Annotated in this window: 21 protein-coding genes and 3 pseudogenes; 5 read left to right on the forward strand and 19 right to left on the reverse strand. The window is 57.1% G+C overall.

Annotation, left to right across the window (positions count from 1 at the left end; translation table 11 throughout):
* Positions 1-55: 55 nt before the first annotated feature.
* The 3 genes and pseudogenes from yfcD to yfcF form a co-directional block, all read right to left on the reverse strand.
* On the reverse strand, positions 56-601 hold the full coding sequence (gene yfcD / locus WLO32_RS14470) for an NUDIX hydrolase YfcD (protein ID WP_435945735.1): 546 nt from the start codon (positions 599-601) through the stop codon (positions 56-58).
* Between the two features lie 59 nt (positions 602-660).
* A pseudogene (gene yfcE / locus WLO32_RS14475) lies at positions 661-1,213 on the reverse strand (phosphodiesterase).
* Between the two features lie 58 nt (positions 1,214-1,271).
* Positions 1,272-1,916 carry a glutathione transferase gene (gene yfcF / locus WLO32_RS14480; protein ID WP_435945736.1) on the reverse strand — a complete coding sequence of 215 codons (645 nt, stop codon included), beginning with the start codon at positions 1,914-1,916 and terminating at the stop codon, positions 1,272-1,274.
* A gap of 152 nt (positions 1,917-2,068) precedes the next feature.
* Here yfcF and yfcG point away from each other — a divergent pair.
* The 4 genes and pseudogenes from yfcG (at position 2,069) to WLO32_RS14500 (ending at position 5,153) form a co-directional block, all read left to right on the forward strand.
* A pseudogene (gene yfcG / locus WLO32_RS14485) lies at positions 2,069-2,699 on the forward strand (GSH-dependent disulfide bond oxidoreductase).
* 70 nt (positions 2,700-2,769) lie between these two features.
* On the forward strand, positions 2,770-3,138 hold the full coding sequence (folX, locus tag WLO32_RS14490; RefSeq protein WP_435945737.1) for a dihydroneopterin triphosphate 2'-epimerase: 369 nt from the start codon (positions 2,770-2,772) through the stop codon (positions 3,136-3,138).
* 22 nt (positions 3,139-3,160) lie between these two features.
* Positions 3,161-4,054, forward strand: coding sequence for a TIGR01777 family oxidoreductase (locus WLO32_RS14495; RefSeq protein ID WP_435945738.1), 894 nt, complete (start codon positions 3,161-3,163; stop codon positions 4,052-4,054).
* Positions 4,055-4,058: 4 nt separating this feature from the next.
* Positions 4,059-5,153, forward strand: coding sequence for a toxin-antitoxin system TumE family protein (locus tag WLO32_RS14500; protein ID WP_435945739.1), 1,095 nt, complete (start codon positions 4,059-4,061; stop codon positions 5,151-5,153).
* A 41-nt stretch (positions 5,154-5,194) separates the two neighbouring features.
* Here WLO32_RS14500 and hisP read toward each other — a convergent pair whose 3' ends face one another.
* The 15 genes and pseudogenes from hisP to pdxB form a co-directional block, all read right to left on the reverse strand.
* Positions 5,195-5,968: a histidine ABC transporter ATP-binding protein HisP gene (hisP, locus tag WLO32_RS14505; protein WP_435945740.1), complete on the reverse strand. Its 774-nt coding sequence runs from the start codon at positions 5,966-5,968 to the stop codon at positions 5,195-5,197.
* Positions 5,969-5,977: 9 nt separating this feature from the next.
* Positions 5,978-6,694 (reverse strand): ABC transporter permease, encoded by a 717-nt coding sequence (locus WLO32_RS14510; RefSeq protein ID WP_435945741.1) that lies wholly within the window; start codon positions 6,692-6,694, stop codon positions 5,978-5,980.
* Positions 6,691-7,377 (reverse strand): histidine ABC transporter permease HisQ, encoded by a 687-nt coding sequence (locus WLO32_RS14515; protein ID WP_435945742.1) that lies wholly within the window; start codon positions 7,375-7,377, stop codon positions 6,691-6,693. The genes WLO32_RS14510 and WLO32_RS14515 overlap by 4 nt, the downstream gene beginning before the upstream one ends.
* 126 nt (positions 7,378-7,503) lie before the next feature.
* Entirely contained in the window at positions 7,504-8,286 is a 783-nt protein-coding gene (gene hisJ, locus WLO32_RS14520) for a histidine ABC transporter substrate-binding protein HisJ (protein WP_435945743.1), read from the reverse strand.
* A gap of 284 nt (positions 8,287-8,570) precedes the next feature.
* Positions 8,571-9,347 carry a lysine/arginine/ornithine ABC transporter substrate-binding protein ArgT gene (gene argT / locus WLO32_RS14525; RefSeq protein WP_435945744.1) on the reverse strand — a complete coding sequence of 259 codons (777 nt, stop codon included), beginning with the start codon at positions 9,345-9,347 and terminating at the stop codon, positions 8,571-8,573.
* Positions 9,348-9,632: 285 nt separating this feature from the next.
* A complete protein-coding gene (locus WLO32_RS14530) occupies positions 9,633-10,202 on the reverse strand; it encodes a UbiX family flavin prenyltransferase (RefSeq protein ID WP_435945745.1) in 570 nt (189 codons plus the stop codon).
* A gap of 100 nt (positions 10,203-10,302) precedes the next feature.
* On the reverse strand, positions 10,303-11,820 hold the full coding sequence (purF, locus tag WLO32_RS14535) for an amidophosphoribosyltransferase (RefSeq protein WP_121268464.1): 1,518 nt from the start codon (positions 11,818-11,820) through the stop codon (positions 10,303-10,305).
* Positions 11,821-11,854: 34 nt separating this feature from the next.
* On the reverse strand, positions 11,855-12,343 hold the full coding sequence (cvpA, locus tag WLO32_RS14540; RefSeq protein ID WP_435945746.1) for a colicin V production protein: 489 nt from the start codon (positions 12,341-12,343) through the stop codon (positions 11,855-11,857).
* A 165-nt stretch (positions 12,344-12,508) separates the two neighbouring features.
* Positions 12,509-13,237: a cell division protein DedD gene (dedD, locus tag WLO32_RS14545; RefSeq protein ID WP_435945747.1), complete on the reverse strand. Its 729-nt coding sequence runs from the start codon at positions 13,235-13,237 to the stop codon at positions 12,509-12,511.
* Positions 13,227-14,495, reverse strand: a complete 1,269-nt coding sequence (gene folC, locus WLO32_RS14550) for a bifunctional tetrahydrofolate synthase/dihydrofolate synthase (protein WP_435945748.1) — start codon at positions 14,493-14,495, stop codon at positions 13,227-13,229. The genes dedD and folC overlap by 11 nt, the downstream gene beginning before the upstream one ends.
* Before the next feature lie 77 nt (positions 14,496-14,572).
* Positions 14,573-15,493, reverse strand: a complete 921-nt coding sequence (gene accD, locus WLO32_RS14555) for an acetyl-CoA carboxylase, carboxyltransferase subunit beta (RefSeq protein ID WP_183042684.1) — start codon at positions 15,491-15,493, stop codon at positions 14,573-14,575.
* 138 nt (positions 15,494-15,631) lie between these two features.
* A complete protein-coding gene (locus WLO32_RS14560; protein WP_435945749.1) occupies positions 15,632-16,291 on the reverse strand; it encodes a DedA family protein in 660 nt (219 codons plus the stop codon).
* Positions 16,292-16,319: 28 nt separating this feature from the next.
* Positions 16,320-17,132, reverse strand: coding sequence for a tRNA pseudouridine(38-40) synthase TruA (gene truA / locus WLO32_RS14565; RefSeq protein WP_435945750.1), 813 nt, complete (start codon positions 17,130-17,132; stop codon positions 16,320-16,322).
* Positions 17,132-18,146: pseudogene (locus WLO32_RS14570) on the reverse strand (aspartate-semialdehyde dehydrogenase). The gene truA and the pseudogene WLO32_RS14570 overlap by 1 nt, the downstream one beginning before the upstream one ends.
* A gap of 67 nt (positions 18,147-18,213) precedes the next feature.
* Complete coding sequence (pdxB, locus tag WLO32_RS14575; RefSeq protein WP_435945751.1) at positions 18,214-19,350, reverse strand: 4-phosphoerythronate dehydrogenase PdxB; 1,137 nt, start codon at positions 19,348-19,350, stop codon at positions 18,214-18,216.
* Positions 19,351-19,476: 126 nt separating this feature from the next.
* On the opposite strand from pdxB, the gene flk reads away from it, so the two are divergent.
* On the forward strand, positions 19,477-20,484 hold the full coding sequence (gene flk, locus WLO32_RS14580; RefSeq protein WP_435945752.1) for a flagella biosynthesis regulator Flk: 1,008 nt from the start codon (positions 19,477-19,479) through the stop codon (positions 20,482-20,484).
* A 66-nt stretch (positions 20,485-20,550) separates the two neighbouring features.
* On the opposite strand, the gene WLO32_RS14585 is transcribed toward flk, so the two are convergent.
* Entirely contained in the window at positions 20,551-21,732 is a 1,182-nt protein-coding gene (locus tag WLO32_RS14585) for an MFS transporter (protein ID WP_435945753.1), read from the reverse strand.
* Positions 21,733-21,898 lie beyond the last annotated feature (166 nt).

A 21,898-nucleotide genomic window follows, 5' to 3' on the forward strand; every position in this document is an offset into this window, starting at 1 on the left:
TTTGTGAAGTGATAGACTCTCACCTCACAAATCACGCTATCAGGGCTGACGGAGCTTAGTCAGTTTCCGTCGCCGACTGCTTCTCATTCTTGGCGTTGCGCGTCATCCACAGCGCCAGCGCCTTCAGGGAATCAGGAGTGAATTCGTCGCAGCGGGCGGTAATTTCTTCCGGCGACATCCAGCTCACTTCGCTGACTTCTTCTTCCTGAAGCGCAAAGGGGCCGTGCGAGACGCAGCTGAACAAGCCGCCCCAAACGCGACAATGTTCATCTTCAAAATAGAACTGGCCGTGCTCGGCAAAAGGTACGCCGGCGATGCCCAGCTCCTCTTCCGCCTCGCGGCGCGCGGAGTCCAGCAGCTGTTCGTCCGACTGGACGACGCCGCCCGCGGTGGCGTCAAGCATGCCCGGCAGGAAATCCTTCGTCTCGGTGCGGCGCTGCACCAGGATTTTGCCCATGCCGTCATGAACGACGATATAGGTAGCGCGATGGCGTAAACGCTGCGCGCGCATTTGCTCACGGCTGGCCTGTGCTATTACCTCATTGTCTTCATTGACAATGTCTACCCATTCCGTGCCAACAAAATGACTCTGTTCCACCATCGGGAAACCTTCTCTTCAGGGCGCTCTTACGGCGCGTTATCGGTTTTACAAGCGGTAAGTTACGGGGTAATGTCGACCTGCGCAATAACCCCATCATCATTCAGCGTGTGAACGCTCAGAACGCCGTCATTGAGCATGCCATAACTCGCCTCAAAACCCCCTTTCGGCATACTTACGGAGCCGGGGTTAAAGAAGTACAGTCCGTCACGATTTTCAGCCACCGGAAGATGAGTATGGCCGAAAATCAGCGCATCGTGTGGCGCCAGCGGCGGCAATTTATCCGGATGATAAAGATGGCCGTGGGTGATAAATAAACGCTGCCCCGGCAGCAGAATTTGCGCAAAGGGTGCGGTAATAGGAAAGCGCAGCAGCATCTGGTCCACTTCGCTGTCGCAGTTGCCGCGCACGGCAATAATTTTATCCGCCACGTCGTTAAGCCGCTGCGCGACCGCGGCCGGATCGTAACCTTCCGGCAGCGCATTGCGCGGCCCGTGGTTGAGCAGATCGCCGAGCAGAACGAGCCACCGCGCGCCGCTTTGCGCGAAAATGGCCAGCGCTTTCTCGGCGGGCCGGCAAGGAACCGTGAAGATCCGAGGCAAACATCAGCTTCATAAATCCACATCTCTTTTAATGATAAGTGGCTTAATGATAGCGAACAAAGCCGCAGGAATCAGCCCGCCCGTTTTGCTGAACGGGCAATGAAACCCTGCACCGAAGCGCGCTGCCACTGAAACGCCGCGTATTCCTGCAGGCGTTCCGGCACCTCGTCGCCGTTAAGGATCAGCCGATTGAGCATCAAGGCGAGATCCGTATCGGCGATACACCATTCACCGAACAGGTTTTGCTGGCCGGCGGGCAGCAGGCGCTCCACCGTCGAGGTAAGCTTTTCCGCCGCCTTCAACCCGGCCTCGCTAAGGGCGGGCTTTTTCACGCCGCCGAAAACAACCTCCGTCGGACGCTCCTCGCGGATGGGCATAAGGTCGCTGCGCAGCCAGGCCTGAATCTGGCGCGCACGCGCGCGCTTTTCAATATCGAGGGGATAGATGCGCTCCCAGGTTGGCGGCGCGAAGCGCTCGTCCAGATATTCAGCGATTGCCGAGGATTCGCTGAGGACAAATTCATCCACCGCAAGCACCGGCACGCGGCGGGTGAGATCGTAGCCCTTCCAGCCGGGCTGCAAATTTTGCCCGGCGGCAAGGTCGAGGGTCTGTAAGCTGAAGTTAAGCCCCTTCTCTTTCAGGGCAACGTAGACCGAAAGCACGTAGGGGCTGAAATAGTTAGCATCGGACCACAGGGTTATCGCAGGCTGGCTCATTCTTATCCTCATCATCATCGCTGCCGACTTCTGAACATATAGCGAAAAAACGCCGCTGTCACTTGAGCAAACCTCAACTTTGCCCGCCCGTCTCGCGCCACAAAGCCTATACTGCAAAAGTTTGCCAACGCTACTATTACAGGAGTTTGACCATGATCGATCTCTTCTACGCGCCAACGCCGAATGGCCATAAAATCACGCTGTTCCTGGAAGAAGCCGGGCTGGAATACAAAATTCATCGTATTGATATTGGCAAAGGGGATCAGTTCAGGCCAGAATTTCTCGCCATTTCCCCGAACAATAAAATCCCGGCGATAGTCGATAACCTGCCCGCCGACGGCAGCGGTCCGTTAAGCGTTTTTGAATCCGGGGCGATTTTGCTTTATCTGGCCGAGAAAACAAATCTACTGCTCAGCAAAGACCTGCGCGAGCGCGCCCACACGCTGCAATGGCTTTTCTGGCAGGTAGGCGGATTTGGCCCCATGCTGGGGCAGAATCATCACTTCAACCATTTTGCTCCGCAAACTGTTCCCTACGCTATCGAACGCTACCAGGTGGAAACCCAGCGTCTGTACGGCGTGCTTAACCGGCAGCTGGAAAAAACGCCGTGGCTGGGCGGGCAGGACTACAGCATCGCTGATATCGCCACCTGGCCCTGGGCCCGTCTCCCATGAACGCCAGCGCATCGATTTAGCAAACTACCCTGCGGTAAAAAACTGGTTTGAACGCATTCGTTCGCGTCCCGCCACGGAGCGGGCTTACCAGCAGGCGGAAAACCTCTGAGCCCGCGTGTCTAAATCTTCCCGCTGTGGTGTAATCTGTGGCGGGAAGCAACACACGGAGGAAACCTGCAATGTCATCCCCCCAGCCAGACGCCGTTATTCGTATTAAAAATCTCCGCCTGCGTACTTTTATCGGTATCAAAGAAGAAGAGATCGCCAACCGTCAGGATATTGTCGTCAACGTCGCCCTTCACTACCCGGCGGACAAAGCGCGCGCCAGCGAAGACATCAACGACGCCCTGAACTACCGCACCATCACCAAAAGCATCATCCAGCTGGTGGAGAATAACCGCTTCTCTTTGCTGGAAAAATTAACTCAGGATGTGCTCAATATCGCATGCGACCATCCGTGGGTGACTTATGCTGAAGTGGAGATAGATAAACTTCACGCGCTGCGTTATGCCGACTCGGTATCGATGACCATGAGCTGGCGAAGGTAGGCGCACTCGACAGGAGACGCGCATGCAGATATTGATAACCGGCGGCACCGGGCTCATCGGCAGCCATCTGGTTCCGCGATTGCTGGAAACAGGCCATAGCGTGACCGTGGTCACAAGGGATCCGGATAAAGCCCGGAACAGGTTCGACCCCCGCGTTACGCTGTGGAAGGGGCTTAACGACCATGAAAATCTTGACGGCTTTGACGCCGTCATCAACCTCGCGGGCGAACCCATCGCCGATAAGCGCTGGAACGAAGCGCAAAAACAGCGCCTGTGCCAGAGCCGCTGGCAGATTACCGAACGCCTGGTGGCCATGTTTAAGGCAAGCCAGACGCCGCCTTCCGTTCTGATTTCCGGCTCCGCCGCCGGTTACTACGGCGATCTGGGCGAGGTGGTGGTGACGGAAGATGAGCCGCCGCACAATGAATTTACCCACAAGCTTTGCTCACGCTGGGAGCAAATCGCCTGCGGCGCGCAGAGCGAAAACACCCGGGTTTGCCTGCTGCGCACCGGCGTAGTGCTGGCGCCGAAAGGCGGCATTCTGGCAAAACTGCTGCCGCTCTTTCGTGCCGGACTCGGCGGCCCGGTAGGCAACGGCAGGCAGTATCTTGCGTGGATCCACATCGATGATATGGTCAACGGTATTCTCTGGCTGCTGAATAACGATCTGCGCGGGCCGTTCAATATGGTTTCGCCCTACCCCGTACGCAACGAACGCTTCTCCCACGCGCTCGGCCACGTGCTCAATCGCCCGGCCTTTGTACGCGCGCCCGCCGCCGCCGTGAAGCTGTTGATGGGGGAATCCGCGGTTCTGGTGCTGGGCGGCCAGCGCGCGCTGCCTAAACGGCTTGAGGAGTCAGGCTTCGGCTTCCGGTACTTTGACCTGGAAGAGGCTTTGGCGGACGTGGTGCGTTAACTGCATGGAAAATTTTGCTCATTTCCGCTTGTTTAACGTCGACGAAATTTTTCAGTCCTGTTCTCCCGATGAAAGGAGCGCCACTACCATCGATCTGTGCGTAGCGGCGCTTGCGTTTCGTAACTTCGATTTTTACCCGCGTCGCTTCCCCTTCATCGTGGAGTGCATTTGCAGCAGCGAAGCGCTCTGGCAGATGCTGTTTGATGAAGCAAGCGCCTGCTACTGGCTCAGGGATCGTCAGGAAGGCGTTCTGGTTTACGAAGCGACGTCGCACTGCGGATGCTTAAGAACCTACCGTTTCAAAAGCCCCCGCTTTGCACTGCGCGGCAGTACCGATCGCCCGTGGAAAGGCATTGCCACAGAAGCAGATTTGTACCAGATGCTGGATACGCCTTCGGCAAGGGAGATCTATCGCCGTTGGTATGACTGGACAGAAACGAAAACACAGCAGCAGACCGCGCTAGCGCAGGGAAGAATGAATAATACCAGCGTTAATAAGACCATTATCTTCTCGGGCGAAGCAGGGTGCATAGCCTGCAATGCCTCCGCTACCGGCTATGCCAACACAACCATCGGCATTCCGCCGGACGCGTCCACCCTGGTACAGTTGCCGGTTTGTCAGCATCATCTCAAGCTTGCGGGCGAGGCGCCGAACGTCTTAACATTTCTGCTGGGGATTTTTAATCTCTCCATGGATCTGCCTGTTACCAGAAGCTGGGAAGCGATTCCGGACGAAATGATCGCTGATATTCATCAACACGTTGCGGACGAGCTGGAAGGTGAGCCGGGACAGTGCGAAAAACGCAAACGTGGATGGCTGCTTGAGATTCGCTTAAGCGAAGGCTGGCGCTGGCTGCTGCGGCTGAATACCCTGATGGACTACAGCTATATGCTGTTCAGGCCGGATGATAAGAAAGCCGTCTACCGGGCCGATTCAGCGCCCGATCATCCCGACCTGGCATTTTTCCCCCATCACGAGCACTCGCGACCCGATCGTAAAAGCGATGTTCGAACCGCGAGCTTTTTGTACGGTTTGCCCCTGTTTGATATCGTGCGCCTGAAAACCCTCAGCCAGGAAAAGCGCCGGCAGGCAAAATAGTTGCAGATATAAAGAAACGGGCAGATCCTCTGCCCGTTTCTTTATTTCAAAGACCCCGATAAAAACTGCTGCAGGCGAGCGCTTTTCGGGTTGCCGAACAGCTCGTCCGGCGCACCTTCTTCTTCGATTACCCCCTGATGCAGGAAGATTACGTGGCTTGAAACATGGCGGGCAAAATCCATCTCGTGGGTTACCACCACCATCGTTTTCCCCTCTTCGGCCAGCTTCTGCATGATGCGCAGCACCTCGCCCACCAGCTCCGGATCCAGCGCGGAGGTTGGCTCGTCGAACAGCAAAACCTCCGGCTCCATCGCCAGCGCGCGGGCGATGGAAACACGCTGCTGCTGGCCGCCGGAAAGATGCACCGGGTATTTCGCCTGTTGGCGCTCGTCAATCCCTACTTTCGCCAGATATTTAATCGCGCGCTCTTTCGCTTCGGGCTTGCTCAGCCCCAATACCTGAATGGGCGCCTCCATGACGTTTTCCAGCACCGTCATGTGGCTCCACAGGTTGAAGTGCTGAAACACCATCGTCAGGCGGGTACGCAGCAGGCGCAGCTGGTTTTTATCCGCAACCTTCAGCTGGCCATCTTTATCGCGCACCAGGTTGATATTCTGGTTGCTCACCACAATTTTGCCTTCGCTCGGTTTTTCGAGGAAGTTAATGCAGCGCAGAAACGTGCTTTTCCCCGAGCCGGATGAGCCGATGATGCTGATAACATCGCCAGCGTTGGCCTGCAAAGAAACCCCTTTGAGCACTTCATGTTCGCCGTAGCGTTTGTGCAAATCAGTAACGTTTAATTTATTTTCAGCCATGGAAATCACTCAGTGCGAAGAGCTGGGTTTAACATGCTGCATAAAGCGTTTTTCCGCCCTGCGGAACAGGCTTATCAGCACGTAAGAAATAATCAGGTACAACACCGCAGCGATACCGAACGCGGTAAACGGCTGGTAGGTCGCGGAGTTGATATCACGGGCGATTTTCAGCAGGTCCGGCACGGTGGCGGTGAAGGCCAGCGCGGTGGAGTGCAGCATTAAAATAACCTCGTTGCTGTACGCCGGCAGCGCGATACGCAGCGCCGCTGGCAAAATGATGCAGCGGTACATTTTCACGCGCGAGAAACCGTAAGCGCGGGCGGCCTCAATTTCGCCGTGCGGCACCGAACGTATGGCGCCGGCAAAAATCTCCGTGGTGTAGGCACAGGTATTCAGGGTCAGCGCCAGAACGGTGCAGTTCAGCCCGCTGCGGAAAAACTCATTTAGCAACACCGTGCCCTTCACCACTTCCAGCGTGTACATCCCGGAGTAAAACACCAGCAGCTGCACATACAGCGGCGTCCCGCGGAAAACGTAGGTAAACAGCCAGATGGGAAAAGCGATGAACTTATTGCTTGAGACGCGCCCGATGGCGAGCAGCAGCGCCAGAATGCCGCCCATCACAACGGATGAAATCAGCAGCCACAGGGTGATAGCCACGCCGGTGAAGCGGTAACCGTCCGTCCACAGCAGGGACTTCCAGTATTCCTGAATAATGTCGATCATAGCTCGGCCCTCTTCACGCCCACGGAATAGCGGCGTTCAAGCCAGAGCAGCACACCGTTGGAAACGGTGGTAAACACCAGATAAATAATCCCGGCGACAATCGCAAAGTAGAACGGCTGCCAGGTAGTTTTGCCCGCCAGCTGCGTCGCCTTCACCACGTCTTCGAGCCCCAACAGCGACACCAGCGCCGTGGCTTTCAAAATGACCTGCCAGTTATTGCCGATGCCCGGCAGAGCGTAACGCATCATGGCCGGGAAAAGGATACGGCGGAAGGTTTGCGAACCGGTAAATCCGAAGGCGGTCGCCGCTTCGATATGCCCTCTGGGCACCGCGAGAAATGCGCCGCGGAAGGTTTCGGTAAAATACGCCCCGTAGATAAAACCGAGCGTAATGATGCCGGCCACCATAGGATCGATATCGAACTGCGCCATGCCTAAGGCATCGGTAATGCTGTTGAACAGCATCTGCAGGCCATAGAAAATCAGCAGCATCAGCACCAAATCCGGCACGCCGCGGATAAGCGTGGTGTAACCTTCAAACAGCATCGCCAGCGGGCGATTTTTCGACAGCTTGGCGCCAGCGCCGGCAAGACCAATCACTACCGAGAGGATAACGGAGCTTATCGCCAGTTCCAGCGTGACGAGCGCCCCTTTAAATATCACTTCAGAAAAGCCATACAACATGGTGCGTATCCTGTCGTCAGTGTCTGCACAAATTCAGCTAAGCCCAGGGCGGGTAAGCAAAGCGTCACCCGCCGCAACTTTTATCAAGGGTGGACGGCGCCCGCGCCGGTCCACCCGTCGACACTGTTAACCACCGTAAACGTCAAAATCGAAGTATTTCTTCGCCAGCTTCTCGTAGGTGCCGTCTTTGCGCATTTCGGCAAAGGCTTTGTTCAGCGCTTCACGCAGCTCGGTATCTTCTTTACGCAGCCCCATGCCGGTGCCCACGCCAAACAGCTTGTTATCTTTAATAGAAGGACCGCCGAACTGGTAATCCTTACCGATTGGCTGTTTGAGGAAGCCTTCGCTGGCCGCCACTTCATCCTGGAAAGCGGCGTCGATACGGCCTGCGGTCAGGTCTGCATAGATAGAGTCCTGTCCCTGATAGGAGACGATTTCGATGCCTTTCGGCGCCCAGTGAACGTTGCCGTAGGTTTCCTGAGTGGTGCCCTGCAGCACGCCCACGCGCTTGCCTTTCAGCGATTCCACCGTTGGCTGGATGGCGGAACCCCTGGCGACGACCAGACGAGAGTCGGCGGCGTACAGCTTGTCGGTAAAGGCGATCTCCTGCTGGCGTTTTTCAGTAATGGAAAGCGAAGACATGATAACGTCGATTTTTTTCGCTTTCAGCGAAGGGATCAGCGCATCTAGCGGGTTCTCAACGAAGGTACAGTTGGTTTCGATGCGTTTGCACAGCTCTTTAGCCAAATCGATATCAAAACCGACTAATTCGCCCTGGGCGTTTTTCGATTCAAAGGGGGCATAGGTCGGATCGGTGCCGATACGTAAGTTTGCAGGAAGAGCGGCGAATGCTGTGGAAACGCTGGAGAACGCCAGCATCAGAGAAAGGGACAACACCAACTTTTTCATAATTATCCTCGATAGACTGTCTTTTTAGCGCTAATGCCGTTTTTATGGCTAATTAATAAGGGATAAAAGTGCAGGTTTCATGCCATTTTTACCCGGCTTATGCCAGCGTAAATTCCAGTATCAGAAAATCCATGACCCAAAACGGTGCGCCACGCGCGCCACAATGATGCATTGCTGTAAAATCGCACCATCGGCGTGCAGAGGAGACAAGCCCGCACCACTGCATTTTTATCCAGCCCGGCTAAGAATATATTCATAACCGGGCCACAGACTACGGGAAAAACTTATTCACCGTAAACATTAAAATCGAAGTACTTCTTGGCAAATTTGTCGTAGGTGCCGTCTTTACGCATTTCGGCAAGGGCTTTGTCGAAGGCGGCTTTTAGCTCGGCGTCGTCTTTACGCAAACCGATGCCGGTGCCGTCGCCAAAGTACTGCTTGTTCTTCACCGCGGGTCCTGCAAAAGCAAAATCTTTGCCCGCAGGCTGTTTCAGGAAGCCTTCGCTGGCGGCGGTTTCGTCCTGGAACGCGGCGTCCAGACGGCCCGCGGACAGGTCAGAATAAATCAGGTCCTGGTTGGCGTAAGCCACGACGTCAACGCCCTTCGGACGCCACTCGGCGTTAGCAAAAGCTTCCTGAGTAGAGCCCTGCAGCACGCCAACGTGCTTGCCTTTGAGCGACTCAAGGGTCGGCTGGATTGGCGAGCCTTTGCTGGCGATTAGACGCGGGTCGGCCGCATAGAGCTTGTCCGAGAAGGCGATTTCCTGCTGACGTTTTTCAGTGATGGATAACGAGGAGATAATCGCGTCGATTTTCTTCGCTTTTAAAGAAGGGATCAGCGCGTCGAAGTCGCTGCCCACCCACGTACATTTAGTGTTGATACGCTTGCAAAGCTCGTTGCCAAGGTCGATATCAAAGCCGACAAAGTCCCCTTTCGCATCTTTAGAAGAGAAGGGTGCATAGGTGGCGTCCGTACCAATACGAACGTTCTGCGGAATTGCTGCGTAAACGCTGCTGGTAAGACCTAACAGCAAAGACAGAGCGAGAACCTGCTTCTTCATAGATAACCCTCAAGTTGTCTCTTATTATGTGTGATGTTGTGTGGTGTGTTGCAAACGAGGAGTTGCAGTTCTCATGCCACTTTTCCCTGCGTAAAAGAAAGTGCGTGGTTTTATGTTAATAAAACGTTGCAACTCTGTCGTCTGCTTGAAAGATAGCAGGTCTGGCGAAGGGGCAAAGTCTTTACCGAGTAAAATGCGGACTAAATCTCTCAAAAGCGATCGGGGTTACAAAATCGCCCCAAATTGATGCAGGCGTTTTTGTGACGCACCGCGCTGGCGCCTCTTTTATGCACCCTGCCAGCGCGTGAATAAATCGTGGGGCAGCTCTATATCGAACTGGTCCAGCACGCGATTGACCGTCTGGTCGATGACCTCTTCCAGCGTTTGCGGACGGTGATAAAACGCGGGCACCGGCGGCATAATCACCGCCCCCAGCTCGGCCGCCTGGGTCATCAGGCGCAGGTGTCCAAGATGCAGCGGGGTTTCACGCACGCAAAGCACCAGCGGACGGCGCTCTTTAAGCACCACGTCCGCGGCCCGCGTCAACAGTCCGTCCGTATAGCTGTGAACGATGCCTGAAAGCGTTTTGATTGAACAAGGCAGCACGACCATGCCGTGGGTCTTAAACGAGCCTGAAGAGATGCTGGCGGCGATATCACGGGCGTCATGAACCACGTCGGCGAGAGCCTGCACGTCGCGCAGGGAAAGGTCGGTTTCAAGGGTGAGGGTCTGACGGGCGGCGTGACTCATAATGAGATGGGTTTCCACCTCCGGCGCTTGTTGCAGAGCCTTAAGCAGACGCACGCCGTAAATCGCGCCGCTGGCACCTGAAATCCCAACAATTAACCGTTTCATAAAAGCCTGCCCAAAGAGTTTATTTGGGCTGACTTTGCCGCAAGATGGGGCCGGATGCAAGGAGCGGCCGCCCTCTCCCGGCGGAGAGGGCGAAATAAACTTAACCTTCGTTATGCATCTCTAAGTTTTCCACTTCGTTCTGACGCAGCAGCGCTTTGGAATCGTCGTTGCGCAGGGATTCGAGATACTCAAGATACTTGTGGTCGACGTCTTTAGTGACGTACACGCCGTTAAATACGGAGCATTCAAACTGCGTGATATCCGGATTCTCGACGCGCACCGCTTCGATAAGATCGTCCAGATCCTGGAAAATCAGCCCGTCCGCGCCGATGATCTGGCGGATTTCGTCCACTTCACGACCGTGGGCGATAAGCTCGTTGGCGCTTGGCATATCGATACCGTAGACGTTCGGGAAGCGGATTTCCGGCGCGGCGGAAGCCAGGTAAACCTTCTTCGCGCCCGCTTCGCGCGCCATCTCGATAATCTGCTCGGAGGTGGTGCCGCGCACGATGGAGTCGTCCACCAGCAGCACGTTTTTATCGCGGAATTCAGCGCGGTTGGCGTTGAGCTTGCGGCGCACCGACTTACGGCGCAGCTGCTGGCCGGGCATGATAAAGGTGCGCCCGACGTAGCGGTTTTTCACGAAGCCCTGACGGTAAGGCTTATCAAGGATGCGCGCGATTTCCAGCGCGATATCGCATGAGGTTTCCGGAATCGGAATCACCACGTCGATGTCCAGGTCTTCCCACTCGCGGGCAATTTTCTCACCGAGTTTTTTACCCATTTCTACGCGTGCGCTGTAGACCGAGATTTTATCGATGAAGGAATCCGGGCGCGCAAAGTAGACGTACTCGAACAGGCAAGGGTTGCTGGTCGGATTGTCCGCGCACTGGCGGGTAAAGAGCTGCCCTTTCTCGGTGATGTACACCGCTTCACCCGGCGCGATATCGCGCAGGAATTCAAAACCCAGGGTATCGAGCGCAACGCTCTCGGATGCCACCATGTATTCGGTGCGTCCGTCGCCCAGCTCGCGTTTGCCGATAACCAGCGGGCGAATGCCGTTTGGATCGCGGAACGCTACCATGCCGTGGCCGATAATCATCGCCACGCAGGCGTAAGCGCCGCGAATCTGGCGGTTAGTGGCGGCGACGGCGGCAAAAATGTTGTCTGCTTCCAGCGGATAGTGGCGGAAGTTATCCAGCTCGCTGGCGAAGATATTGAGCAGGATTTCAGAATCGGAGGTGGTGTTAATGTGACGGCGTTTCTCTTCGAAGAGCTTTTTACGCAGTTCGTGGGCGTTGGTCAGGTTACCGTTGTGCGCAAGCGTAATACCGTACGGGGAATTAACGTAGAAAGGCTGTGCTTCTGAAGCGCTGGAGCTGCCAGCGGTTGGGTAGCGCACGTGGCCGATACCCATATTGCCCTGCATACGTTGCATGTGGCGGGCTTCAAACACATCGCTCACCAGGCCGTTTGCTTTCCGCAGGCGGAAGCAATTTAAAGCATCAATGGTGACGATGCCTGCGGCATCCTGCCCACGGTGCTGAAGCACCGTTAACGCGTCATAAATCGACTGGTTGACCGGCATAAAACCGGCGATACCGACAATACCGCACATGTTGTCTTTTCCTCATTAAGCCACAACCCCCGCCTTATGACCGGGGCAAGAAACTTGACGAGCTTTGCAGATAGTCAAAGAACCATCTGATGATGAAACTGAATTGCGGAATAAGCTGCGACTTTTGCCAGTCGTCGCTTTTCGAAAAACCGGTGAATGTATCAAGGAAGAACAGAATGGCGGCGACGATCAGCGCACCGCGTAGTGCTCCGAAACAAATCCCCAACACCCTGTCTGTACCCGACAGGCCGGTTTTCTCCACCAGCGCGCTAATCACATAATTGACAATCGCGCCGACGATCAGCGTCGCGATAAACAGTACCGCGATAGCAATCCCATTACGTACCAGTTCGTCTTCAAAGCCTGTGAACCAGACTGCCAGGTAAGTGTAGTAATGACTGGCGACAAAGAAAGCGCATCCCCAGGTCACCAGCGATAAAGCTTCGCGCACAAAGCCGCGAATCACACTAACCAGAGCCGAAAAGCCGATAACAGCAATAATGGCGTAATCTATCCAGACCATGACCAAATCTCGCGACAAATCGCCCTGACGTCCAGTTCGGGGCGCATTCTAACAGAAAAAGAAAACGTTTGCGTAGGGATTTCCTTCCCCCGCGTAAATAAATAATGGCGTTGAAATAATGCTCAACGCCATTAAAAACTTGCCCTTGTAAGCCGGGTATTTTACCTACCGAACGGTGTAATTCATCACCACGCCGTTAAGCCCGGAAAGCGAACTTAGCTCCCCTAAAGACGACTTCAGCTTGTCTTTTGAAGCGTCCGGCCCGACCAGAATGCGGGTAACTTTGCCCTGCACCGGCGTCGAAGGCAGGGTGTAAACACGGAACCCGGCGCCACGCAGTTTACCAACAATTTCATTCACTTTGTCGGCATTTTTTAGCGCGCCCAGCTGCACGACGTAGGCTTTCCCGGTTGGCGCGGCCTGTTCATCCTGCTTAGCGGGCCTGTCGGTTTTAGGCGGCTGCTCGCTTTCCATCGCCAGGCGCTCGTTCGTTTGATCTACCGCGGGTGCGGAAGGCGCTTTTTCGGCCGGCCTGGGCTTCGGCTTTTCGGCGACAGGTTTCGGCTGCGGCGGCTTTTCACGCGCCACGGGGACTTCGTCGATGTCCGCTCCGTTTTCTACCGGCAGCGTTGTCGAGTCCAGCCCTGGCGCAAAGGCGTTACCCGCCCGCACCTCTTCGGCCGCCCCTTCCGGCGGCTGAGAAGGCAGCGCCTGCGTTGCCGCAGGCAGCATGTCCGGCTCATCCGTATCGCCCGGTTTGGGGACTAAAGGGATCGCCGCAAACTCATCCTGATAGTGTTTTTTCTGGCCGTCGAGCAGGCCGGGCAGCACTATGACCCCCAGCGCGACCAGAATAATTGTTCCGACTAATCGGTTTTGAAACTTACTCGCCACCTGTTCTCCCCGCGTCCAGCGCTTCCATTACGTGGGCCACCGTGTGGAATGAACCACACACCAGCACGGTATCATCAGGCCCGGCCGCCGCCATCGCCGCCTGCCAGGCCTGAGTCACGCTGCCATAGATTTCTCCGCAGCCAAGCTTTTCCACCAGCTGTTCCGCCGTGGCGCCGCGCGGCCCTTCCAGAGGAGCACAATACCAGCTATCGACCTGAGCCGCCAAACAGGCCAGCGTGCCCGCAATATCTTTATCGTGCAGCATGCCGATTACCGCCAGCACCCGCCCCTGTTTTGGCAGCTGGCCAAGCCTGTCGGCAAGATATGCCGCCGCGTGCGGATTATGCGCCACGTCCAGAATAACGCGCGGAGACTGAGAAATAATCTGGAAACGCCCCGGCAATGTAGCGTTCTCAATGCCTTCCCGGATGGCGGCTTCGCTAACCTCCAGCTCGCTGGCGCGCAGCGCGGCAAGCGCGGTGGCCGCGTTCGGCTGCGGCACTAACGGAAGCGCAAGTCCGGCAAGTTCGCCCTGCCCGTCTTTAAAACGCCAGCCGTTTGCTTCAACGCTATAGGACCAGTCTACGCCGCGACGCAGCAATTGCGCGCCCTTTTCAGCGGCGACATCGGCGATGGTGTGCGGCATATCCGGCTCGCCAACGACGGCAGGCTTTCCGCCGCGGAACACGCCGGCCTTTTCGCGGCCGATACTTTCGCGGTCAGGCCCCAGCCAGTCGGTGTGATCCAATGCGATGCTGGTCACCACGGCGACGTCAGCGTCCACGATGTTGGTCGCGTCCAGCCTTCCGCCCAGCCCCACTTCAAGGATAACCACATCGACGTTCAGCTGCTTAAACAGCAGCAGGGCGCACAGCGTGCTGTATTCAAAATAGGTCAGCGAAGTTTCGCCGCGCGCGGCTTCAATCTGCGCAAACGCCGCGGTGTGGTAAGCCTCGTCCAGCTCTTCGTTCTGAATGCGCACGCGTTCGGTGTAACGCACCAGGTGCGGGGAGCTGTAAACGCCCACGCTGTAGCCCGCGGCCATCAGCATCATTTCCAGCGTGCGGCAGGTGGTGCCTTTGCCGTTGGTTCCGGCGACGGTAAAGACCGTGGGGGCAGGTTTGAGCACGTCGAGCGCCGCCGCGACTTTTTGCACGCGTTCAAGGCCAAGCTCGATGGGTTTAGCGTGGAGATTTTCCAGATAACAAAGCCACGCGGCCAGGGGCGACGTGGCTTGGGGAATGAGATGTTTTTCCATGATGCCCGTTCTGTCTGCGGTTCAATACGGTTCAAGAAAAAAGGCAGGTCCGCGAGCGGCCCTGCCTTGGTTGACTATCAGGCCTCTTGACCCTGCTCCGGCGCTGGCGGAACCACGACAGGCTCGCGCGGCGCTTCCGCACTCGGTGCCGGCAGGTTCATAAATTTCGCCAGCACGCCGGCCAGCTTTAAGCGCAGTTCCGGACGGCGCACGATCATGTCGATGGCGCCTTTCTCAATCAGGAACTCGCTGCGCTGGAAGCCCGGCGGCAGTTTTTCACGCACGGTCTGCTCGATAACGCGCGGGCCGGCAAAACCGATCAGCGCTTTTGGCTCAGCGATGTTTAAATCGCCCAGCATCGCGAAGCTTGCCGACACGCCGCCCATGGTTGGGTCGGTCAGCACGGAGATGTACGGCAGGCCGCGCTCCTGCATTTTCGCAAGCGCAGCGCTGGTTTTCGCCATCTGCATCAGCGACATCAGCGCTTCCTGCATACGGGCGCCGCCGGAGGCGGAGAAGCAGATCATCGGGCAGTTATCTTCCAGCGCCTGCTCGACGGCGCGAACAAAACGCGCGCCGACGACGGAACCCATGGAGCCGCCCATAAAGGCGAATTCAAAGGCCGCGGCGACTACTGGCATACCGTGCAGGGTGCCTTTCATTACCACCAGCGCGTCTTTCTCGCCGGTTTCTTTCTGGGCGGAGGCCAGACGATCTTTGTACTTTTTGGAGTCCTTGAACTTCAGCACGTCTTTCGGCTCAAGCTCGCTGCCCAGCTCTACCATAGAGTCTTCGTCGAACAGACTGTGCAGACGCTCGCGCGCCGCCATACGCATATGGTGATCGCACTTCGGGCAGACCTCAAGATTACGTTCCAGCTCGGCGCGGTACAGAACCTGGCCGCAGCTGTCGCACTTGGTCCACACCCCTTCCGGAATGCTTGCCTTACGGGTGGGGGTGATATTGCTCTTATTGAGAATTCGTTCAATCCAGCTCATTGATGACCTTTCTGCTTGAACCTGGTCGATGCCAGTTTTTCTGTGGCAGTGTGACCTGCCCCAGACCATAAATGGTGCTCATTAAAACATAACGGCCCGCGACTTTGGACAAAAAAGTGGTCGAACCGCGCTCGTAGGTTACTTTTGCGCTCGTGCCTGAGCGCGCTTGTGACGGATAATTTCGATTACGCCCGGCAGGACCGACAGCACAATGATCGCCACAATCAACAGTTTCAGGTTTTCCTGCACAATCGGCAAATCGCCGAACAGGTAACCGGCGTAGGTGAACAGCAGCACCCACAGCAACGCCCCGGCGACGTTATACATCGCAAAGTGGCGATAGGACATATGCCCCATGCCCGCGACGAACGGTGCGAAAGTTCGCACAATGGGAACGAAGCGCGCGAGGATAATCGTTTTTCCGCCGTGACGCTCGTAAAAAGCATGCGTTTTATCAAGATAGCTGCGGCGGAAGATCTTCGAGCCGGGGTTGCTAAAGAGCTTTTCGCCAAATAACCGCCCGATGGTGTAGTTGATGGCGTCGCCGGAAATGGCGGCGATCACCATTAAAATCACCATGGTATGAACGTTTAAATCGTTAGTGGGCAGCGCGGCAAGCGCCCCGGCCACGAACAGCAGCGAATCTCCCGGCAAAAAAGGCGTGACGACCAGACCCGTTTCGCAAAACAGGATCAGGAACAAAATAGCGTAAACCCAGATACCGTATTGCGCGACCAGCTCCGCCAGATGCACATCAATATGCAAAATAAAATCAATAACAAAGCGGATAAAATCCATAGTGATTTACCTTTCTCAGCTGCGTCAGTCAGCTCAAAAACACAGGGCCCAGTGGGGTTACAGGCAACGCAAAACGTTCCGGATAATCGACGGACACCAGGTATAAGCCTTCCGCTTTTCCGGTGGCCGCGGCAAGTTTACGATCTTTTGCCGCCAGCAGCTCGGCCATCCAGTCTTCCGCCCGGTTGCCGCAGCCGATTTCCATCAGGCTGCCGACGATGTTGCGCACCATATGATGAACAAAAGCGTTCGCTTTGATATCCACCACTACGTAGGCACCATAGCGGGCAACGTTAATGTGCATCAGGTTGCGCCACGGCGTGCGTGACTGGCACTGCACCGCCCGGAACGAGGTAAAATCATTCTCGCCCAGCAGGCACTGTGCGGCGCGGTGCATCTTTTCGGCGTCCAGGGGATGATAAAAATGCGTCACCCCCTGCGCGAGAATCGCCGGACGCAGGCGCTGATTATAGATGACATAACGATAGCGGCGCGCCGTGGCGCTGAAGCGGGCGTGAAAATCGTCCGGCACAGCTTTCACCCAACGCACCGCAATGTCACCAGGCAAATTCGCATTTACGCCCAGCGTCCAGGCCGCGTCTTTACGCTGCATGCGCGTTTCAAAATGCACAACCTGGCCGGTGGCATGAACGCCTGCGTCGGTGCGTCCGGCGCAGAAGACGCTAATCGGCTCGTTTGCCACTTTCGAAAGGGCTTTTTCAAGCTTCTCCTGCACGCTGCGCACTTCGTTCTGGCGCTGCCAGCCGTAATATTTACTGCCGTCGTACTCAATGCCGAGCGCAATCTTGTGAAGCGGGGTTTCTGACAGCTCGTCGGACATTAGTACATATACTCCTGGACTAATTTTTCAGCGGTTTTTACCGCCATCAGCGCGCCGCCGAAACGAACGTTATCCGCAACCGACCAGAACTGAATCTGCTCGGGCATGCCGTAATCGTTTTGTACGCAGCCGATGGACAGATGCGCGCTGCCGGAGGCGTCGGATACCTGAGTCGGGAACTGCCCTTCCTCAGACAGCTCGAAGTCTTCGATCTGACCGAACGCATCGCGGGCTTCTTCTGCCGCAAGCGGGCGCATCGCTTCAAAATTTACCATTTGCGCGTGGGCCGTAGAAGATGGGCGCCTGCACGTAGCTTGCGGAAATCGGCAGGGCTTCGTCCTGCAGCACTTTACGCACTTCCGTCACCAGACGACGCTCCGCGCGCACGCTGCCTTCGGCGTCCGGCACCAGCGGCAGCATGTTGAACGCCAGCTGGCGGCCAAACAGATCGTTTTCCTCTATCGGCATACCGTTAAGCAGACGGGCGCTCTGCCCCGCCAGCGCGTCAACGGCGGCTTTTCCGCGCGCGGAGGCGGCCAGCAGGTTGGTCACCTGAATACGCGCCAGCCCGCCCTGCTCAATCAGCGGCCTCAGGGCCGTCAGCAGCTGGCTGGTCAGGCTATCGGCAACGGCCACCAGGTTGCGGTTGCGGTAATCGCCGAGCACGAACGGGTTCACGTCCGGCACCACCAGCGGCACGTCCGGCTCAAGGGCAAACAGGCCGCTTGAGTCGATAACCAGGCAGCCCGAGTTGGCGGCTTCGTCGGCGTAGCGTGCGGAAGCTTCGGCGCCCGCGACGAAGAAGGCCAGCTGCGCCTGCGTCCAGTCAAAGGCTTCGGCATCCTGCACCATCACGGTTTTGCCTTCGTAGCGCAGGTTTTCCCCGGCGCTTTCGCTGCGGGCTAAGGCGTATAATTCACCAACCGGGAACTGGCGCTCGGCGAGCAGTTCAAGAACAGCCGCGCCTACGGCACCCGTGGCACCTAAAACGGCAATATTCCAGCCTTCAGACATGTTGGTTTACTCCAGACTTAAAAACAGCGTCCCGCCGGAATATAGCCGGCGGGACAGAAGATTAGGGTTAACGGGCGGTATGATAAACCGCGCTAAAGCCCAGTTTTTGCAGGGTAGCCGCCGCATTTTCATCATCACACTGAATATAAAGCGATGACCATTCGCGACGCTCCTGGTAATTTTTACGCAGCCTGTCGAATTCGCCCGGCTGGCCCGCCACTTTGCGCAGCGGCGCATCGTCGCGGCGCACATCATACACCAGATGAACCAGTCTTTTGAGCGTGGCCTGATCGAGAGGGCCATGCAGCGTGATGCGGCCAAATTCCGGCGCGGGAAGCAGGGTGTCCAGCGCCACCTGCTGACGCTTGCCGATAAACTCGCTGAACGCTTCAAACACCTGGGTGGTGCCGCGAGCCTTGCCTTCCAGCGTGTAGCCGGCGATATGCGGCGTGCCGATATCCACAAGGCCGAGCAGGTCGATATTGAGATCGGGTTCCGGCTCCCATACGTCGAGCACGACGCTGAGATGCTGGCCGTTTTTCAGGCAGTTAAGCAAAGCGGCGTTATCCACCACCGGGCCGCGGCAGGCGTTGATCAAAATAGCGCCGGGTTTGAGGCTGGAAATAAGCCGCTCATCGGCGAGATGCAGCGTTTTATAAGGGCCGTCTTTGAACAGCGGCGTATGGAACGTCAGCACATCGGCTTCGCGTACAAGGCGCTCCAGCGGCTGGAAATCTTCTTCGTCGCCGCGCTCGGCACGTGGCGGATCGCAAAGCAGCGTACGCACGCCGAAAGCCTCCAGCCGCGCGCGTAAACGAGAGCCCACGTTGCCTACGCCGACGATGCCAACGGTGCGATCCGTCAGCGCAAAGCCGTCGCGCTCGGCCAGCATCAGCAGCGAGGAGAAAACGTATTCCACCACGGCGATGGCGTTACAGCCGGGCGCCGCGGAAAACGCGATGCCCGCGCGTTCAAGCCAGGCTTCGTCAACGTGGTCGGTGCCCGCAGTAGCGGTGCCCACGAATTTAACGCCTTTGCCGTCGAGCAAATCACCATTCACTTTGGTAACCGAACGCACCATCAGCGCCCCGGCGTCGGCGAGTTCGGATACCGGGATCGGACGGCCAGGAACAGCGGTTACCTCGCCCAGGCGGCTAAACAACTCGCGGGCATAGGGCATATTTTCATCAACGAGGATTTTCACGTTACGCACCTGTTCTGTTAATCGTCGAGAATAAGCCCGATAGTGTGCCATAATCTGGCGTCCGGGCATAACCAACTACCGTGTAATGTTTTGTCGCTCATCAGGTCAGATTAAGGATTCAACGCTATGCAACCCATTCAGGGGGCTACGCCTCGCCCTCCGGGAGAACCCGCTCCCGCGCCGTCCGCCGCAGGCGAGTTACCGCTATCTTCTCAGCAGCGTACCGTGCTGGAACGCCTGATTACCCGCATTGTCGCCCTGAGCCAGCTGCAGAGCGCTGAAGTGTGGGCCGGGATGAAACACGATCTGGGCCTGAAAAACGAGATGCCTTTGCTCTCGCGCCATTTCCCGGCCGCCGAGCAGAACCTCAACCAGCGCCTGGCCACCGTGCAGACGACCCACGCCACGCGCCAGACGGTGCAGCAGCTCAGCGACCTGCTGCCGCAGGGCAATAACCGCCAGGCCGTAAGCGACTATATTCGCCGGGAGTTCGGCCACAGCGCGCTCAGCCAGCTTACGCCGCAGCAGTTAAAAACCGTGCTTACGCTGCTGCAAAATAATCAGCTCACCATTCCACAGCCGCAGCAGCGCCCGGCTACCGACCGCCCGCTGCTGCCTGCTGAGCATAGCGCGCTAAATCAGCAGGTGGCGAAACTTACCGCGGCGACGGGCGAGTCCGGCAAGCAAATCTGGCAGTCGATGCTGGAGCTGTCGGGGGTGAAAACCGGCGAGCTGATACCGGCAAAACATTTTACGCTGCTGACCACCTGGCTGCAGGCGCGCCAGACCCTCAGCCAGCAAACGTCCCCTACCCTGCATTCCGTGCAGGCGGCTTTAAAGCAGCCGCTCGAACCTGCGGAATGGAAAGAGATAACGGATTATTCGCAGCAGCGCTTCCAGGCCACGCCGCAGACGCTGCTGACCACCGCGCAGGTGCAGGATATTTTGAACCAGGTCTTCCTGAAGCGCGCCGAGCGCCACCAGGCAGCAGCGCCTGAGGTACAGAACATTCAGCCTATTTATAACCCGTTTATCGCCCCGTTCATCGAGCCGTTTAAAGCTGTTTCGGCGCGTCCGGGGCTGGCGTTAGCCGCGCTGATTGTGGTGATGATTTTATTCTGGATGGTTGTTTAAAACGCCTCCCCCTCCGCCCGAGGGGGATTTTGTACAGCAGACGGCGCGTCTGGAAAAGCTTTCGCGTTACTTCCTGAAAGCCACAAGCGTAACCACAATGCCCACCGCCGCAGAAATCGCGCCCGCCAGAAACACCGACGTATAGCCGAATGAGGTCGCCAGCAGGCCGGTGAGCGGCCCGGTGACCCCGTATGAGATATCCTGAAAAGCGGCATAGCCGCCCAGCGCCGTACCGCGCACCTGGGCCGGCACGCGCTTAACCACCTCAACGCCCAGCGCCGGGAAGATCAGCGAGCAGCCGCAGCCCGTCAGCGCCGCGCCCAGCAGGGCAACCCAGGCGACGGGAGCCTGCCACAGCAGCGCGAGGCCCGCCGCCTCGATAACTAACGAAGCCAGCGCCACCCTTACGCCGCCGAAGCGGTCCGGCATCCAGCCGAATAAAACGCGCATCAGCACGAAAGCGCCGCCAAAGGCGGTGAGCGTAAAGCCCGCCCACGCCCAGCCTTTGGCAGCGAAATAGAGCGAAACAAAGGTGCCGATAACGGCAAACCCAACGCCCTGCAACGCTAATCCAAGGCCTGGCTTCCAGATAAGCCCGATAACGGCAAACAGCGACGGGCGTTCGCCTTTATGGGCTGGCACAGCCGGCACGCGGCCGTTAAACAGCAGGGCGACTAACGGCAGTGCGGTAGTGGTCGCGCCCAGCGCAACGAATCCCCAATGGCCGTTAAGCAGCAGCCCCAGCGGTGCGCCGGCGGCCAGCGCGCCATACATCGCCATACCGTTCCACGACATCACCTTGCCGGAGCGGGCGGGCCCCACCAGCCCCATGCCCCAGGTCAGCGTGCCCGTCAGCAGCTGGCTTTCGCCAAAGCCAAGAATCAGGCGCCCGACGATCAGCAAAGCGAATTTGACGGCGGCCTCAACGGGCAGCAGCGCCGCCAGCAGATAGGCTATGCCTGCCAGCGCGCAGGCAAACATGCCCTGAATGGTTGAGCGCTTTGCGCCCTGCTGGTCGGCAAGCCGTCCGGCATAGCCGCGCGTCAGAACCGTGGCGAGAAACTGAATGCCCACGGCGATGCCGACCATGGTGTTGCCATAGCCAAGCTGCTGATGAACGAACAGAGGAATAACCGGCAGCGGCAGGCCGACCGTCAGATAGGTCAGGAAGATAGCGAAGGTGATTTTGAACAGCTGGCCGTTGGCCGACTTCGGCTTTTTAGGATGGGAATCAAGGGTTGTAGACATACTGCTTACTCCATTTACAGCAGAGTAAGGCGAGGAAACACCGCGCCTCTCTATCTGATAGTCAGATTAAAGGTGCGTTGGTTAACGTTGAACGCTTACGCATTATCAATAAGATAATGTTATGGCCGGCTATAGTGCCGTCAAACGGCCTTTTCGTCAATCTGCG

Source organism: Dryocola mayonis, assembly GCF_051307045.1.
In the GTDB taxonomy this organism is placed as follows: Bacteria; Pseudomonadota; Gammaproteobacteria; order Enterobacterales; family Enterobacteriaceae; genus Dryocola.